13 protein-coding genes and 3 pseudogenes are annotated in these 15,325 nt (G+C 71.4%); 7 read left to right on the top strand and 9 right to left on the bottom strand.

The window, feature by feature from the left end; genetic code table 11:
- Positions 1–5: 5 nt before the first annotated feature.
- Positions 6–836, bottom strand: a complete 831-nt coding sequence (locus tag ACIA6T_RS33270; RefSeq protein ID WP_399450246.1) for a DUF4253 domain-containing protein — start codon at positions 834–836, stop codon at positions 6–8.
- Positions 837–889: 53 nt separating this feature from the next.
- Complete coding sequence (gene argS / locus ACIA6T_RS33265; RefSeq protein WP_399450245.1) at positions 890–2,638, bottom strand: arginine--tRNA ligase; 1,749 nt, start codon at positions 2,636–2,638, stop codon at positions 890–892.
- 246 nt (positions 2,639–2,884) lie between these two features.
- Between argS and lysS the strand changes: the two genes are divergently transcribed.
- Entirely contained in the window at positions 2,885–4,627 is a 1,743-nt protein-coding gene (gene lysS / locus ACIA6T_RS33260; protein WP_399450244.1) for a lysine--tRNA ligase, read from the top strand.
- A gap of 100 nt (positions 4,628–4,727) precedes the next feature.
- Here the strand turns inward: lysS and ACIA6T_RS33255 are convergent, their stop codons facing one another.
- The 3 genes from ACIA6T_RS33255 to ACIA6T_RS33245 all read right to left on the bottom strand — a co-directional run bounded on the left by ACIA6T_RS33255 (position 4,728) and on the right by ACIA6T_RS33245 (position 7,942).
- A complete protein-coding gene (locus ACIA6T_RS33255) occupies positions 4,728–6,056 on the bottom strand; it encodes a DUF2637 domain-containing protein (RefSeq protein WP_399450243.1) in 1,329 nt (442 codons plus the stop codon).
- A gap of 90 nt (positions 6,057–6,146) precedes the next feature.
- On the bottom strand, positions 6,147–7,001 hold the full coding sequence (locus ACIA6T_RS33250) for a DUF3558 family protein (RefSeq protein WP_399450242.1): 855 nt from the start codon (positions 6,999–7,001) through the stop codon (positions 6,147–6,149).
- A 134-nt stretch (positions 7,002–7,135) separates the two neighbouring features.
- The gene (locus ACIA6T_RS33245) at positions 7,136–7,942 is read right to left on the bottom strand and encodes a DUF3558 domain-containing protein (protein WP_399450241.1); all 807 of its coding nucleotides are present in this window, start codon (positions 7,940–7,942) and stop codon (positions 7,136–7,138) included.
- Between the two features lie 215 nt (positions 7,943–8,157).
- Between ACIA6T_RS33245 and ACIA6T_RS33240 the strand changes: the two genes are divergently transcribed.
- Positions 8,158–9,351, top strand: coding sequence for an RtcB family protein (locus ACIA6T_RS33240; RefSeq protein WP_399450240.1), 1,194 nt, complete (start codon positions 8,158–8,160; stop codon positions 9,349–9,351).
- Positions 9,352–9,393: 42 nt separating this feature from the next.
- Here the strand turns inward: ACIA6T_RS33240 and ACIA6T_RS33235 are convergent, their stop codons facing one another.
- The 3 genes from ACIA6T_RS33235 to ACIA6T_RS33225 form a co-directional block, all read right to left on the bottom strand.
- The gene (locus tag ACIA6T_RS33235) at positions 9,394–9,534 is read right to left on the bottom strand and encodes a hypothetical protein (RefSeq protein WP_179167260.1); all 141 of its coding nucleotides are present in this window, start codon (positions 9,532–9,534) and stop codon (positions 9,394–9,396) included.
- The gene (locus tag ACIA6T_RS33230) at positions 9,534–10,310 is read right to left on the bottom strand and encodes an SDR family NAD(P)-dependent oxidoreductase (RefSeq protein ID WP_399450239.1); all 777 of its coding nucleotides are present in this window, start codon (positions 10,308–10,310) and stop codon (positions 9,534–9,536) included. Before ACIA6T_RS33230 ends, ACIA6T_RS33235 begins: the two co-directional genes overlap by 1 nt.
- A gap of 89 nt (positions 10,311–10,399) precedes the next feature.
- On the bottom strand, positions 10,400–10,735 hold the full coding sequence (locus tag ACIA6T_RS33225) for a YnfA family protein (RefSeq protein ID WP_399450238.1): 336 nt from the start codon (positions 10,733–10,735) through the stop codon (positions 10,400–10,402).
- A gap of 303 nt (positions 10,736–11,038) precedes the next feature.
- Between ACIA6T_RS33225 and ACIA6T_RS33220 the strand changes: the two are divergent.
- The 5 genes and pseudogenes from ACIA6T_RS33220 to ACIA6T_RS33200 form a co-directional block, all read left to right on the top strand.
- Positions 11,039–11,410: pseudogene (locus ACIA6T_RS33220) on the top strand (LLM class flavin-dependent oxidoreductase); the annotation flags it as partial.
- 329 nt (positions 11,411–11,739) lie between these two features.
- Positions 11,740–12,096: pseudogene (locus ACIA6T_RS33215) on the top strand (5,10-methylene tetrahydromethanopterin reductase); the annotation flags it as partial.
- Positions 12,093–12,761, top strand: coding sequence for a CE1759 family FMN reductase (locus tag ACIA6T_RS33210; protein WP_399450237.1), 669 nt, complete (start codon positions 12,093–12,095; stop codon positions 12,759–12,761). The pseudogene ACIA6T_RS33215 and the gene ACIA6T_RS33210, both read left to right, overlap by 4 nt.
- A gap of 73 nt (positions 12,762–12,834) precedes the next feature.
- Positions 12,835–13,557, top strand: coding sequence for a response regulator transcription factor (locus ACIA6T_RS33205; protein ID WP_399450236.1), 723 nt, complete (start codon positions 12,835–12,837; stop codon positions 13,555–13,557).
- Complete coding sequence (locus ACIA6T_RS33200) at positions 13,558–14,988, top strand: ATP-binding protein (protein WP_399450235.1); 1,431 nt, start codon at positions 13,558–13,560, stop codon at positions 14,986–14,988.
- 199 nt (positions 14,989–15,187) lie between these two features.
- Here the strand turns inward: ACIA6T_RS33200 and ACIA6T_RS33195 are convergent.
- Positions 15,188–15,325, bottom strand: a pseudogene (locus ACIA6T_RS33195) (NAD(P)-dependent oxidoreductase); the annotation flags it as partial.

Below are 15,325 nucleotides of genomic sequence, written 5' to 3'. Positions count from 1 at the left end.
GCCGCTCAGTCCCACCGGAAGGACCAGGTACGGGCGCCGATCAGCGTCTCGGCGTAGGCGCCCACGGTGCGGCTGTGGGCGAGGTTGTCCGGGCAGAAGGCGAGATGCTCCGCAGCCAGGGCCTCGGCGTCGGCCGCGGTGACGGGCGGGGCCGCGACGGACACGGCGAGGGTGTCGAAACCGAGCGCGACGACCCGTATGCCGAAGCGGTCCTCCCAGGAACGCAGGACCGCGCAGAGCCGCGCCACGTCGTCGTCGTGGTCGAGCGGACCGCACCAGCCGACCACGGCGGGTACGTCGGCGGAGCGGCGGGCCGGCACGAGGGCCAGGTGCGGTGCACGGGGCCAGTCGCCCGGACCGTCGGACAGCGCGTCGGCGAGCCGGGCGGCACAGGTGCCGGGATCCATGGTGAGCGGGCCCGCGGGGGCGAGACCGGGCCAGTCCGGGCCGAACGGCGCGAGGAGCGCCGGCGGCCCGCCGCCCGCCTCCCCGTCCTCGTCGTCCTGGTGGTCGTCCCAGTGCTCCGCGAGCACGTCCTCCGCGTCGTGGTCGCCCGGGTAGGACGCGTTCCCCGGCGACAGCTCCCACTTCTCCGGGCCGCCCTGGCCGTCGCCCAGGTCGACGAGGACCGGCAGCAGCCCCACCCGGGCCGCCGGCCCGCCGAACGCGGCCCACTGGCCGGGCCCGGCGGGTTTCTCGGCGTGCCACAGGAACGGCTCGGGCCACGGCCCGTCCTCCGTCACGTCGACGAGCCTGCCGGGCGGCAGCCGCAGCCCGAGGGAACGCCCGCTGGGGTCGGCCGCCAGCCGGGGCAGCGGATTGGGGAGAGTCGCCATGCCGGTGACTGTAGGTCCCGGCACTGACAACGCCCCCCCGCTCCGCCGCCGCGTCAGAGCCGCTCGGGCGTCCGGATGCCCAGCAGGGCCATGCCCTGGTGGAGCGTGCGGGCCGTGAGGTCGCACAGGAACAGGCGGTTGGCCACCTGCTCCGGCAACTCGGCCTTCAGCACCGGGCACTTGTCGTAGAACGACGTGTACAGCGACGCCAACTGGTACAGGTACGCGGCCAGCTTGTGCGGGGCGTACTCCGCGGCGGCCTCGAAGACCGTGTCCCCGAACGCGTCCAGGTGCAGGCCCAGCGCGCGCTCCGCCCCGTGCAGCTCCAGCTCCGGGTGGGCGGCCGGGCGGACCTCGCCGGCCTTGCGGAGGATGGACTGGATACGGGCGTAGGCGTACTGGAGGTACACGCTGGTGTCGCCGTTGAGCGAGACCATCTGGTCCAGGTCGAACTTGTAGTCGCGGCTCGGCGACGTCGACAGGTCCGCGTACTTCACGGCCCCGATGCCGACCTGCGCGGCCCGCTCCTGGATCTCCTCCTCGGTGAGGTCCCGCGCCTTCTCCCGTACGACCTCCGCCGCCCGCTGCACCGCCTCGTCCAGCAGGTCCTCGAGCCGCACGGTCTCGCCCGCACGCGTCTTGAAGGGCTTGCCGTCCGCGCCGAGCACCGTGCCGTAGCCCATGTTGTGCGCGGTGACGTCGTCGCCGAGCCAGCCGGCCCGGCGGGCCGTCTCGAAGACCATCTTGAAGTGCAGCGACTGGCGCACGTCGACGACGTACAGCAGCGTGGTCGCGTGCAGGTCGACGACGCGGTCGCGGATCGCGGTCAGGTCGGACGCCGCGTAGCCGAAGCCGCCGTCGGCCTTCTGCACGATCAGCGGGACCCGCTGGTCGTCCTTGCCGCGGATCTCGTCGAAGAACACCACGAGCGCGCCCTCGGAGCGCTCCGCCACACCCATCTCCTCCAGGAGGCGGGCGGTCTCGGGCATGCCCTCGTTGTACGCGGACTCGCCGACGATCTCCTCGTCACGGATCTCCATGTCGAGCTTCTCGAAGACGGAGTAGAAGTAGACCTTCGACTCGTCCACGAACTGCTGCCACAGCTCCAGCGTCTCCTTGTCACCGGACTGCAGGGCGACCACCCGCTTGCGGGCCCGCTCCTTGAACTCCTCGTCCGCGTCGAAGAGCGCCCGCGACGCCTTGTACACCCGGTTCAGGTTCGACATGGCCTGCTCGCCGTCGACGTCCTCGGCCGGGGCCAGCTCGCCGGGGTGCTCGAACAGGTACTGGATCAGCATGCCGAACTGGGTGCCCCAGTCGCCGATGTGGTGCCGGCCGATCGTCTTCTCGCCGGTGAAGTCGAGCATGCCGCGCAGGGCGTCTCCGATGACCGCCGACCGCAGGTGGCCGACGTGCATCTCCTTCGCCACGTTCGGCTGGGCGTAGTCGACGACCGTGACGCCCGCGTCCTCCTTCAGCGGCACGCCGAGGCGCTCGCCGTCCGCGTGCCGCGCGGCGAGGTTCTCGGTGATCGCCCGGTCGGCGAGGGTGATGTTGAGGAAGCCGGGGCCGGAGACCTCGACGTCCTTGATCAGGTCGCCGGTGGCGATGCGTGCGACGACCTCGGTCGCCAGCTCCCGCGGGTTCGCCTTCGCCTTCTTGGCCAGCGCGAGGATGCCGTTGGCCTGGAAGTCCGCCCGGTCGCTTCGTCGCAGCAGCGGGTCCGCATCCGGCCCGGTGGCCGAGAGGGCGGACGTGAGCTGCCGGTTGACGAGATCGGTGAGCGATGTGACCGGGGCCATAGGAGTGGGTGCCGTTCTCCTCGTGGGTTCAGATAGACACGGTCAGTATCCCACGGGGGGTGAAGCGGTTTTCTCGGCCGCGGGGCCGCGGGGGCCGGCCGCGCCCGCGCGGCGGAGCCGCGCGTCGACACGGCCCGCGCCCCTCGGGACGCCGGTGAAAAGGCGTTTTCGCCGTTGCCGTCGTTGCTGGGAGAATGGAGCGGTCAGCCGTGCGACCGTACCGGCTGCCCGAGCAGAAAGAAGGACGTGCCGATCGTGGCTCAGAGCACCGAGACCACCGACTGGGTCTCCCGTTTCGCGGATGAGGTCATCGAGGAGTCGGAGCGTCGGGCCCCGGGCAAACCTGTGGTCGTCGCGTCCGGGCTGTCGCCCTCCGGCCCGATCCACCTGGGCAACCTCCGCGAGGTCATGACCCCCCACCTCGTCGCCGACGAGATCCGCCGCCGCGGCCACCAGGTCCGGCACCTGATCTCCTGGGACGACTACGACCGCTACCGCAAGGTCCCGGCCGGCATCACCGGCGTCGACGAGTCGTGGTCCGAGCACATCGGCAAGCCGCTGACCTCCGTCCCCGCCCCCAAGGGCTCCGCGCACCCGAACTGGGCCGAGCACTTCAAGGCCGCGATGACCGCGTCGCTGGCCGAGCTGGGCGTGGAGTTCGACGGGATCAGCCAGACCGAGCAGTACACCTCCGGTGTCTACCGCGAGCAGATCCTGCACGCCATCAGGCACCGCGCCGACATCGACGCGATCCTCGCCCAGTACCGCACCAAGAAGGCCCCGGCGAAGAAGCAGCAGCAGAAGCCGGTCGACGAGGCCGAACTGGAGGCCGCCGAGGGCTCCGGCGCCGCAGCCGAGGACGACGGCAGCTCCGGCGCCGCCGGCTACTTCCCGTACAAGCCGTACTGCGGCAACTGCGAGAAGGACCTGACGACGGTCACCGCGTACGACGACGACTCCACCGAGCTGACCTACGCCTGCACGGAGTGCGGCTTCTCGGAGACCGTCCGGCTGAACGAGTTCAACCGCGGCAAGCTGGTCTGGAAGGTCGACTGGCCCATGCGGTGGGCGTACGAAGGCGTGATCTTCGAGCCGAGCGGGGTCGACCACTCGTCCCCCGGGTCGTCGTTCCAGGTCGGCGGGCAGATCGTCGGGATCTTCGACGGCGAGCAGCCGATCGGGCCGATGTACGCGTTCGTCGGCATCAGCGGCATGGCGAAGATGTCGTCGTCGCGGGGCGGGGTGCCCACGCCCGCCGACGCGCTGAAGATCATGGAACCGCAGCTGCTGCGCTGGCTCTACGCCCGCCGCAGGCCCAACCAGTCCTTCAAGATCGCCTTCGACCAGGAGATCCAGCGCCTCTACGACGAGTGGGACCGCCTCGACGCCAAGGTCGCCGACGGCTCCGCCCTGCCCGCCGACGCCGCCGCGCACTCCCGCGCGGTGCGCACGGCGAGCGGTGAGCTGCCGCGGACGACCAGGCCGCTGCCGTACCGCACGCTCGCCTCGGTGGCCGACATCACCGCCGGGCACGAGGACCAGGCGCTGCGGATCCTGAGCGAGCTCGACCCGTCCGACCCGCTGGGCTCCCTGGACGAGGCCCGCCCGCGCTACGACAAGGCCGAGGCGTGGATCAACACCCACGTCCCCGCCGACCAGCGCACCATCGTCCGCGCGGAACCCGACGCCGAGCTGCTGAAGTCGCTCGACGAGCAGGGCCGGCAGTCGCTGCGGCTGCTGCTCGACGGACTCGCCGACAACTGGTCGCTGGACGGACTCACCCACCTCGTCTACGGCGTGCCCAAGGTCCAGGCGGGCTTCTCCGCCGACGCCACGCCCAAGGAACTGCCGGCGGAGATCAAGACCGCCCAGCGGTCGTTCTTCGCGCTGCTGTACCACCTGCTGGTCGGGCGGGACACGGGGCCGCGGCTGCCCACGCTGCTGCTGGCGGTGGGCCAGGAGCGGGTGCGGGTGCTGCTCGGGGAGTAGTTCCCACCTGTACGCCTGTACGCCTGTACGCCTGTACGCCTGTACGACGACAGGGGGCGCCCGGTGTAGGCCGGGCGCCCCCTGTCGTCGTGTTCGCGCCTTACGCGATGTGGTCCTCTTCCAGCTCCGCCGTGTGGCGCTGCTGGAAACGTTCGGCGAGGGTCTTCAGCTCGCTCGGGTTCAGCGTCGTGCCGTAGGTCGCCTGGATGTTGTCACCGAGGACGCGGGGCGTGGGGTAGCTGCCGTCTATCGACTGGCGGAACACCTGGTAGTACGCCTCCTCGTCCGGGTCCGTGACGGGGGTGCCGCCACCGTCGCCCAGCTCACGGGTGCGGCCGCCGGGGACCACCGGGATGGGGAAGCTGCCGGTCTCCTCCGGAGAGGGTTCCTGGGGGAGTGGCTCTTCCTGGTACTGGTCCTCGTACTGCTCGGCCTGCTGCTGTTCCGCGTACCAGCGGGCGTACTCCTCGTCGGGGTCGTAGGTGGGGTCGTAGCCGCCGTGGTACTCGACGGTGCGGGGGTCCCGGGCGTGGAGCCACTGGTTCTGGTCCGGGTCCGTGTCTTCCTGCGGCCCGGGGTTCTGCTTGCCCTCGAGTTCCAGGCGCTGCTCGCTGTGAGGTGCCGCCGCGCCCACCCGTGCCGCCCCAGCGGCACGACTGCCCGCGGCTGCGTCGGCGTAGCTGCCCGCGGCCGCGTCCGCGGACGCCTCGAGCGCCGGCGCCGGGGGTATCAGGGCCGGTTCTATGCCCGCCGCCGCCAGACCCGACGGGGCCGTTTCGGCCAGGGGGACGCCGTACTTGGCGAGGCGCAGGGGCATCAGGGACTCGACCGGGGCCTTGCGGCGCCAGGCGCGGCCGAAGCGGGAGCGGAGACGGGCCTGGTAGACCAGGCGCTCCTGCTCCAGCTTGATCACCTGCTCGTAGGAGCGCAGCTCCCACAGCTTCATCCGGCGCCACAGCAGGAACGTCGGCACCGGCGACAGCATCCAGCGGGTGAGCCGGACGCCCTCCATGTGCTTGTCGGCGGTGATGTCGGCGATCCGGCCGACCGCGTGCCGGGCGGCCTCCACCGAGACCACGAACAGGATCGGGATCACCCCGTGCATGCCCACACCCAACGGGTCGGGCCACGCCGCCGCGCCGTTGAACGCGATCGTCGCCGCCGTCAGCAGCCACGCCGTCTGCCGCAGCAGCGGGAACGGGATACGGATCCAGGTCAGCAGCAGGTCCAGGGCCAGCAGGACGCAGATACCGGCGTCGATGCCGATCGGGAAGACGTAACTGAAGTTCCCGAAGCCCTTCTGCAGGGCGAGCTCACGGACGGCCGCGTACGAACCCGCGAAGCCGATTCCGGCGATGATCACGGCACCGAAGACGACCACGCCGATGAGAACCCGGTGCATCCGTGTCAGCTGCAGTGGCGCGGCCACCCGTACTCCCCTCCCAGTGCGTGTTGTTGCGCGCAACAGAGTGGCACATGTGTGCGGGGGACGGGTGGCCGGTTCCCGTTCAGGGCCGGGTCAGCTCTTGCTCGACGCCTTCGAAGCGGACTTCGAGGCAGACGTGGAAGGAGACTTCGAGGCCGACTTCGACGCCGACTCCGAAGGGGAAGCGGACGCCGACCCGGACGGCGCGGCGCCCGTGCCGTTCGCCTTCGTCACCGAGGCCACCACCTCCTTGGCCGCCTTCTGCGCGTCCTTCATCAGGTCGTCCGCGTCCGGCGTCTTGTCACCGGCGAGACCGGCACCGTTGTAGTCGAGGGTGACGACCACGTTCTCCACGCGTGCCACGACCGTCTGCTGCTTGAAGGTGCCTTCCTTCTTCTTCAGGTCGTAACGCACCGCGGTCGCCTCGTCACCGGCCCCGCCGACCGGCTCCGACTTGGTGCTCTTCGCACCCTCGGACGACTGCGCCTCCCGCACCTGCTTGTCGTAGTACTCCTGGGCGAGCTCGTCACCCGCACCACGGGTGGTGTCCGACTCGAAGCGCAGCAGCGACACGTTCAGCCAGCGGAACTGCGAACCCTTCACACCGTTGTTGTCCAGGCTGCTCCAGGAGCAGCTGCCCCGGGTGGAGACGTCGTCCGAAGAGCCCTCCTTGCCCGACTTCGCCTTCGGCGCCAGGTCGTCCAGGGTCTTCTCGGACAGCACCGAGCACGGCTCCGGAAGCGTCTTGTACACCGCCGCCCGCACCGTCGGGGACGGGCTCGCGGACTGCGAGGCGGAGGCGGAGGCGCCCTTGTCCTTGCCGTCGTCGGAGCCGGAGTCCGAGGAGCAGCCGGCGACGACCAAGGGGACGGCGACCGCGCAGACAAGGACGCGGGCAAGGCGCTTCGCTCGCGGTGATCGCGGGTCTCGCTGTACTCGTCGCTGCATGGTTCCTTCACTCATGACGCTCGTGTTCCCTGCGGTCGGAACGGGGTCCGAGGGGTCACGGTACGCGGTGAGCCACCCGTGCGGCCGCCCTTCGCGTGCTTCGCGCAGGAGGGCGAAGGGACCCCGGACAGTGCTCAACCGCTCAGCGAATCGGCCAGCTCCAAGGCCAGTTTCCGTGCCCTGTCCTGCAGTTCCTTGCTGTCCGGGACGACCCCGACGGTCACCGGCTGCTCCGCGTACTCGACGGTCACGATCACATTGGACGTGCGGAACGCCACAGTCACCGTGCGCTGCTCGGCGGTCGAACCGGAGCTGTTCAGCTCGTCGTCGAGGAACGCCTCCTCACCCAGGTCCTCCAGCAGACGGGGCTGGAGGTCGGAAGGAGCGGCGGACGGCGAGGCGGCGGCGGACGACCCGGACGAGGGGGACGAACTCGGGCTCGTGGAAGGGCCGATGGACGAAGTGGCGGACTCCGTGGCCGTCACCGTCGGCTCCGGGAGCTGCGCCGCCTCCCGCTTCTCCGCGAAGAGTTCCTCGGCCTGGGTGTCGTCGCTGACGGCGTTGTCGTAGGAGACGGACCGCTCGAAGTCGACCAGCAGATGGTCGGTCGCCTCCGTCGACTCCACCTTCCAGCGGCAACCCACCTTGCGGTCGGTGTCGTACGTGAGGGTCGCCTCGCCCGCGTACGCCTTCTCGCGCTGCGCCTCGTCGGTCATCTCCCGGATGCCGGGCAGGAGTTGGTCGAGCGTCGCGTCCTCGACCACACCGCAGGGCTCGGGGAGCGTGGCGTACCTGCCGGGCTGGGCGGCCTGGGTGGCCGTACCGGCGCTTCCCGGGTTGGAGTTGTCCGACTGGCCGCCGTCGTCCGGGCTGCCGGTGCAGCCGGCCAGGACGGCCACCAGGAGCGCGGCGACGCCGGGTACGTACGCCTTCCGCTGCACGTTCGGGATCCTCTCGACGGTGGGTGCGGGCCGGTGCCCGCCGGGTCTCCCCAGTGTCCCCGCTGGTTAATCGTTTGCCGCACGGGGGCGCCCCCTGCAGACAATGTGTATCGCACGCACTGCCGTGGACGCCGGTCCGTCATCCCTTTTCACCGACCTTGGCGCCGGTTTTGCGATTCAGGACTTCTGTTGGCCTTGTGGGGGAATGGGACGCTATGTCGTACGTGGAACTGCCGGGTGCGAAGGTGCCGATCCGGATGTGGACGGATCCGGCGACGGTGGAGGAGGGCGCGCTCCAGCAACTGCGGAACGTGGCGACCCTGCCGTGGATCAAGGGCCTGGCGGTCATGCCGGACGTGCACTACGGGAAGGGCGCGACGGTCGGATCGGTCATCGCGATGCGGGGCGCGGTGTGCCCGGCGGCGGTGGGCGTCGACATCGGCTGCGGCATGTCCGCGGTGAAGACGTCCCTGACGGCGAACGACCTGCCGGGCGACCTGTCCCGCCTCCGCTCGAAGATCGAGCAGGCGATTCCGGTGGGCCGGGGCATGCACCGCGAGGAGGTCGATCCGACGCGGCTGTACCAGTTCCCGACGGGGGGCTGGGACGACTTCTGGTCACGGTTCGACGGGGTGGCGGATGCGGTGAAATTCCGGCGGAGCCGGGCTGTTCTGCAGATGGGAACACTGGGCTCGGGTAATCATTTTGCAGAGGTATGCATAGATATGCAGGATGTGGTGTGGCTGATGCTGCACTCCGGGTCCCGCAACATCGGCAAGGAACTGGCCGAGCACCACATCGGCATCGCTCGGAAACTCCCGCACAACCAGGGCCTGGTCGACCGCGACCTCGCCGTCTTCATCGCGGACACCCCGCAGATGGCGGCGTACCGCAACGACCTCTTCTGGGCGCAGGAGTATGCGAAGTACAACCGCGCGATCATGATGGCGCTCTTCCAGGAGGTCGTCCGCAAGGAGTTCCGGAAGGCGAAGGTGACCTTCGAGCCGGTGATCTCCTGTCACCACAACTACGTGGCGGAGGAGCGGTACGAGGGGATGGACCTGCTCGTGACCCGTAAGGGCGCGATCCGGGCCGGCTCCGGGGAGTTCGGGATCATTCCCGGTTCGATGGGCACCGGTTCGTACATCGTGAAGGGCCTCGGGAACGCGGCCTCGTTCAACTCGGCCTCGCACGGCGCCGGCCGGCGGATGAGCCGCAACGCGGCGAAGCGGCGCTTCTCGACGAAGGACTTGGAGGAGCAGACGCGGGGCGTGGAGTGCCGTAAGGACTCCGGCGTCGTGGACGAGATCCCGGGCGCCTACAAGCCGATCGAGCAGGTCATCGACCAGCAGCGGGACCTCGTGGAGGTCGTCGCGAAGCTGAAGCAGGTCGTCTGCGTGAAGGGCTGACGCGACGAGGTGACAAGGAGAGCGGGCCCCGTCCGGGGCCCGCTACTTCGCGTGGGTCACCGCGTAGATCATGACGAAGGCCACGATGTGGATGCCGAAGAGGAAGTAGCCGAGGTAGTACCAGACGTAGCGTTCGCGCTTCTTCTCCAGGGCCAGGCGGCGCTGTTCGGTGTCGTCGGGCATCAGGGCTCCCGGTGGACCTTGGTGTTGGAGGCCTGGGCGCGGGGGCGGACGACCAGCAGGTCGATGTTGACGTGGGGCGGGCGGGTGACCGCCCAGGCGATGGTGTCGGCGACGTCGTCCGCGGTGAGGGGCTGGGCGACGCCCTGGTAGACCTTGGCGGCCTTCTCCGTGTCGCCGTCGAAGCGGGTGAGGGCGAACTCGTCGGTCCTGACCATGCCGGGCGCGATCTCGATGACGCGCACCGGGCGGCCGACGATCTCCAGGCGGAGGGTCTCGGCGAGGACGTGGGCGCCGTGCTTGGCGGCGACGTAGCCCGCGCCGCCCTCGTAGGTGGCGTGGCCGGCGGTGGAGGAGACGACGACGACCGTGCCGTCGCCGCTGGCGTCCAGTTTGGGGAGCAGGGCCTGGGTGAGGTTGAGGGTGCCGAGGACGTTCGTCTCGTACATCGTGCGCCACTGGTCCGGGTCGCCGGTGGCGACGGGGTCGGCGCCGAGTGCGCCGCCGGCGTTGTTGACGAGGACGCCGACGGTCTTGAAGGCGGTGGCGAACTCGTCGACGGCGGCGCGGTCGGTGACGTCGAGCGGGTAGGCCGTGGCCGCGTGGCCGGCGGCGGTGATCTCCTCGGCGAGGGCCTCGATGCGGTCCTTGCGGCGGGCGGTGAGGACGACGCGGTAGCCGGCCTCGGCGAGGCGGCGGGCCGTGGCGGCGCCGATTCCGCTGCTCGCACCCGTGACGACGGCGATACGGGACGCGGCGGGCGGTACGGCGGTGGCCATGGGCTGCTCCTCGGGCGGGCTGGTGCGTGGCGGGACCTGTGCGGCCAGCATAGGCGGGGGCGGGCGGCGGCTCCGGAGGCGGGAGGCCGTCAGCCGTTGCGCGGGGCCCACATGATCACGGCCATGCCGGCGAGGCAGACCAGTGCGCCGGTGATGTCCCAGCGGTCCGGGCGGTAGCCGTCGGCGACCACGCCCCACAGGATCGAGCCGGCGACGAAGATCCCGCCGTAGGCGGCGAGGACGCGGCCGAAGTGGGCGTCGGGCTGGAAGGTGGCGACGAAGCCGTAGGCGCCGAGGGCGAGGACGCCGCCGGCCGCCCACATCCAGCCGCGGTGTTCGCGCACGCCCTGCCAGACCAGCCAGGCGCCGCCGATCTCCAGTACGGCGGCGAGGACGAACAGGGCGGCGGAGCGGAGGATCGGCATGCGGGCAGCCTCGCACGCGGGGGGTCGCCTGGTGGACGGTGCCTGGTGCGGGGCGGGCTGCCGGCGGGGCCGGTGCGGCTGGGGGACGAGGAGATGCTCACGCTCCGGGGCGGGGAGGCGTATCCGGCGGCCGAGGCGGTGAAGGCGCACACGCGGCCGGCGGAGGGCGGAGGGCGGAGGGCGGAAGGCGGGGTGCGGGATGCGGGGCGGCCGGCGCTGGTGGCGGGGGAGGGGAATAGGAGAGGGGCGGGGGCCGCTCCAGGGGCATAGTTAAACCGTCAACAACCTGGAGGGTGGGCGGCCATGCAGTTCGGGATCTTCAGCGTCGGGGATGTCACGCCCGACCCGACCACGGGGCGTACGCCGACCGAGCGCGAGCGGATCAAGGCCATGGTCGCCATCGCGCTGAAGGCCGAGTAGGTGAGCCTGGACGTCTTCGCGACCAGGGAGCATCGCCCCCGTTCGTGCCGTCCTCGCCGATCACCATGCTCGGCTGCATCGCGGCCCGCACCGAGAAGTTGGTCCTGTCCACCTCCACCACCCTGATCACCACCAACGCCCCGGTGGAAATCGCCGAGGACTTCGCGATGCTCCAGCACCTGGCCGACGGCCGGGTGGGCCTGATGGTGGGGCGCGGGAACCCCGGGCCGGTCTATCCCTGGTTCGGCGAGGGTGTTCGGCGCGATGGACGTTACGTAATGAAGTGATGTGGTAACACATGGTCATGATATTGTTTCGGTGCTCCAGTCAGGAGCGTCGCGGCAGGGCCTGCCGGAGGGGTGACGTCGCGTCAGCGGTCGAGCGCTCGTGAACCCCAGCCCCTGGGCTGAAATCCGTCCGCTTCGGCGAGCGGAGGAGGTCAAAACAACATCTTCTGGCCCCTGGCGGGGAGTGTGCCCAAGGACCGAGTTGTATCGGATCTTTTCGGCGCAATCGAGGACGGGCACGTTGAGGCAGACGCTTGTTTGCCATGACGTGCCCGTCCTCGTGCACTGCGTCCGTGTAACGCGGTGCGCGAGTTCCGGCCGTACTTCGACGTCGCGCCGGTCTACGGGCACGGGCCCTCGCTGGAGGAGTTCACCGAGCAGACCCCGCTGACGGTGGGCTCCCCGCAGCAGGTCATCGAGAAGACGCTGTCCTTCCGCGAGTACGCCGGTGACTACCAGCGCCAGCTCTTCCTGATGGACCACGCGGGTCTGCCGCTGAAGACCGTCCTCGAGCAGCTCGACCTGCTGGGCGAGGAGGTCGTGCCGGTGCTCCGGAAGGAGTTCGCCAAGGACCGCCCGGCCGACGTGCCGGACGCGCCCACCCACGGTTCGCTGCCGGCCGGTGCGAAGGACGAGGAAGGAGCGCGGGCATGAAGCTCGTCGTCGTCTCGGCGGGGCTGGGCGTCCCGTCCTCCACCCGGCTGCTGGGCGACCGGCCGGCCGCCGCGACCGCCGCGCAGGCCCCGGTCGACGTCCAGGTGGTCGAGCTGCGCGACCTCGCCGTGGAGATCGCGCACAACTTCACCAACGGCTTCCCGGGCCGGGCGCTGGCCGGCGCGTTCGACGCGGTGGCCGGGGCCGACGGGCTGATCGTGGTCACGCCGGTCGTGCCGGAGGCGCGCCTCGATGCCGTCTCGGCGTCGTACAGCGGGCTGTTCAAGTCGTTCTTCGACGCGCTGAGCGTCAGTGACCCCGAGGCGCTCGCCGGGAAGCCGGTGCTGATCGCGGCGACCGGCGGTACGGCGCGGCACTCGCTGGTGCTGGACCACACTCCCCCACGCTCGACTTCGCTCGCGCGGGGGGACCCCCATCGTCCGCTCTTCTCCCACCTCAAGGCGGTCGTCGTCCCGACCGGCGTCTACGCCGCCTCCGAGGACTGGGGCGCCGAGGGGCTGGACGGGCGTGTCGAGCGGGCGGCCGGGGAGCTGGTGGCGCTGACGGCCGGGCCGGCCACCGCCCGCCCGCTGCCCCGGCGGGACTCCTTCGAGGAGGTCACCCCGTTCGAGGAGCGGCTCGCGGCGCTGCGGCCCACCGGGTGAGAGCGGGGTAAGAAGCGGGCCCCGGTGCCGTCCACCGGGGCCGCGGGACGGTGGCGGTTGGCAGACTGGGCGTGTGCCGCACACCCTTCTGCTCGCCGAAGACGACCGCGCCATCCGCAACGCCCTGGAGCGCGCCCTCACCCTGGAGGGCTACCGGGTCACGGCCGTCGCCGACGGCGTCGAGGCCCTCGCGCAGGCCCACCGCAGCCGGCCCGACGTGCTGGTCCTGGACGTGATGATGCCCGGCATCGACGGGCTCCAGGTGTGCCGGGTGCTGCGCGCCGAGGGCGACCGCACGCCGGTGCTGATGCTGACCGCGCTGGTGGAGACCGCCGACCGGATCGCGGGCCTTGACGCGGGCGCCGACGACTACGTCGTCAAGCCGTTCGACGTCGAGGAGGTCTTCGCCCGGCTGCGCGCGCTGCTGCGCAGGGTGGCACCGGCCCCGGACCCGGTGCCCGAGCCCGTCGTGGAGACGAGGCCGGAGCCCCCCGGCCGGTTCCTGGAGGCGGCCGGGCTGCGCATGGACCCGCAGGCGCGCCGGGCCTGGCGGGGCGGGCGGGAGCTGGAGCTGACCCGCACCGAGTTCGAGCTGCTGGAGCTGCTGATCCGCCACGCGGGCATCGTCCTGGACCACTCCACCATCTACGACCGCATCTGGGGCTACGACTTCGGCCCCGGTTCCAAGAACCTCGCCGTCTACGTCGGCTATCTGCGCCGCAAGCTCGACGAGCCCGGCGCGCCGCAGCTGATCCACACCGTGCGCGGGGTGGGTTACGTGCTGCGGGAGGGCTGAGTGTCGTACGGGCGGCCGGTCTCCCCGAGGCGGCTGCGGCTGCTGTCGCTGGGGACCACGTTCGCGGTGGCGTTCGCCGCGGTGACCGCCACCGTCACCGTGCTGGTCGGGATCCTGTCGTACAACGCGGCCGCCCGGCTGGTGCGGGTGGACCAGCAGTCCGTGTTCGACGAGGTCGTGCAGGACCTGCGGGACGAGGTCCGGGAGAACCGGATGTCGCCGCTCGACTTCTCCTCCGCCGCGCCCGGCCACGATCTCGTACGGCCCGCGCGGACCGACGTGCAGGTGCTCGGCCCCGACGGCAGTGTCTTCGACCCCGGCGACCCCGGCCTGCCGGTGGTCGACGCCGACCGGCGGGTCGCGGGGGACGCGACCGCGGGGCGGGTGGTCGTGCACGCGGGCGTCGACGTCGGCGACGACGTCTACCGGGTGGCGACCGTCGCGCTGGGCGACGAGCGGGGCGCGGTGCAGGTCGCGCAGGAGTTCAGCGACACCGAGGACCTGCTGCGGGCGCTTCAGCGGCGCACGCTGATCCTGATGGCGGCGGTGGTGGTCGGGGCGGGGCTGTTCGGCTGGTGGGTGGCCCGGCGGATCACCCGGCGCCTGGTCGTCCTCACCAACACCGCCGAGGCCGTCGCCCGTACGCGGCGGCTGGGCATCCAGGTGCCGGTGGCCGGTTACGACGAGGTGGGGCGGCTCGGCCGTGCCTTCGACCGGATGCTGGGGCGGCTCGCCCAGTCCGAGGAGGACCAGCGGCGGCTGGTCCAGGACGCCGGGCACGAGCTGCGTACGCCGCTCACCTCGCTGCGCACCAACATCTCCCTGCTGCGCCGCATCGACGAGCTGCCGCCCGGCACCCGTGAGGAGCTCGTCGCCGACCTCACGCAGGAGGCCCGTGAGCTGACCGACCTCGTCAACGAACTCGTCGACCTCGCGGCCGGGCAGTCCGACACCGAGCCGCCGCGGCGGGTCGACCTCGCGGATGTCGCCGAGGAGGTGGCGGGTCTTGCGCGGCGCCGTACCGGGCGGGAGATCGTGGTCGAGGCGAGTGGTGACACCACGACCGACGGGCGGCCGGGGATGCTGACGCGGGCGCTGTCGAATCTCGTCGAGAACGCGGTGAAGTTCGACCGGGGGGGTCGTGCTCCCGTGGAGATCCGTGTCGCGGGGCCGGCGCGGGCGGGGGCGGTGCGGGTGGAGGTGCGGGACCGGGGGCCGGGGATCGCCGATGACGATCTGGTCCGGGTGTTCGACCGGTTCTACCGGGCCGCTGATGCGCGGTCCCTGCCGGGGTCGGGGCTCGGGCTGTCCATCGTGCGGGAGGTGGCGCTCGCGCATGGTGGGGCGCCGTACGCCTTCCGGCGGGAGGGCGGGGGGACGGTGACCGGGTTCACGGTGGGGGGTGTGGCCGGGCAGCCGTCGGGCGGGTGAGCGGTGTTTCCGGTGCCGGGTGTCGTGGTGCGGCGGGGGCGGGTCGCGCTGCCCGGAGAGGGACGTCCACCTGGCCGGCGTGAAGTCCTGCGGCCGCGCGCCCGCCTTCCTCGCGGTGACCGGCTGCGAGCAGGTCCGTTCCGTCACCGCCGCACTCGCCGGCGCCCGCGAGTCCGCCGAAGGAGCGGGGGAACGCCGGTCAGCGCACGAGGAGGTCGATCACGCCCGTCAGGTCTTCCTCGCCGCTGCCCTCGGACAGGCGGCGGCGCATCAACGCGAAGTAGGGGGAGAGCAGTTCGGGGCTGACGCCCTGCTGCTCGGCGGTGCTCAGGAAGGT

This window comes from Streptomyces sp. NPDC051740 (assembly GCF_044453165.1).
GTDB lineage: Bacteria > Actinomycetota > Actinomycetes > Streptomycetales > Streptomycetaceae > Streptomyces > Streptomyces atrovirens.
This window is presented reverse-complemented; position numbering and strand designations above follow the sequence as displayed.

Bases quoted from the DNA above. Each gene is read 5' to 3' on its own strand.
- ACIA6T_RS33270 (WP_399450246.1), bottom strand. From the start codon at position 836: ATGGCGACTCTCCCCAATCCGCTGCCCCGGCTGGCGGCCGACCCCAGC.
- argS (WP_399450245.1), bottom strand. From the start codon at position 2,638: ATGGCCCCGGTCACATCGCTCACCGATCTCGTCAACCGGCAGCTCACG.
- ACIA6T_RS33250 (WP_399450242.1), bottom strand. From the start codon at position 7,001: ATGCAGCGACGAGTACAGCGAGACCCGCGATCACCGCGAGCGAAGCGC.
- ACIA6T_RS33240 (WP_399450240.1), top strand. From the start codon at position 8,158: ATGTCGTACGTGGAACTGCCGGGTGCGAAGGTGCCGATCCGGATGTGG.
- ACIA6T_RS33235 (WP_179167260.1), bottom strand. From the start codon at position 9,534: ATGCCCGACGACACCGAACAGCGCCGCCTGGCCCTGGAGAAGAAGCGC.
- ACIA6T_RS33230 (WP_399450239.1), bottom strand. From the start codon at position 10,310: ATGGCCACCGCCGTACCGCCCGCCGCGTCCCGTATCGCCGTCGTCACG.
- ACIA6T_RS33225 (WP_399450238.1), bottom strand. From the start codon at position 10,735: ATGCCGATCCTCCGCTCCGCCGCCCTGTTCGTCCTCGCCGCCGTACTG.
- ACIA6T_RS33210 (WP_399450237.1), top strand. From the start codon at position 12,093: ATGAAGCTCGTCGTCGTCTCGGCGGGGCTGGGCGTCCCGTCCTCCACC.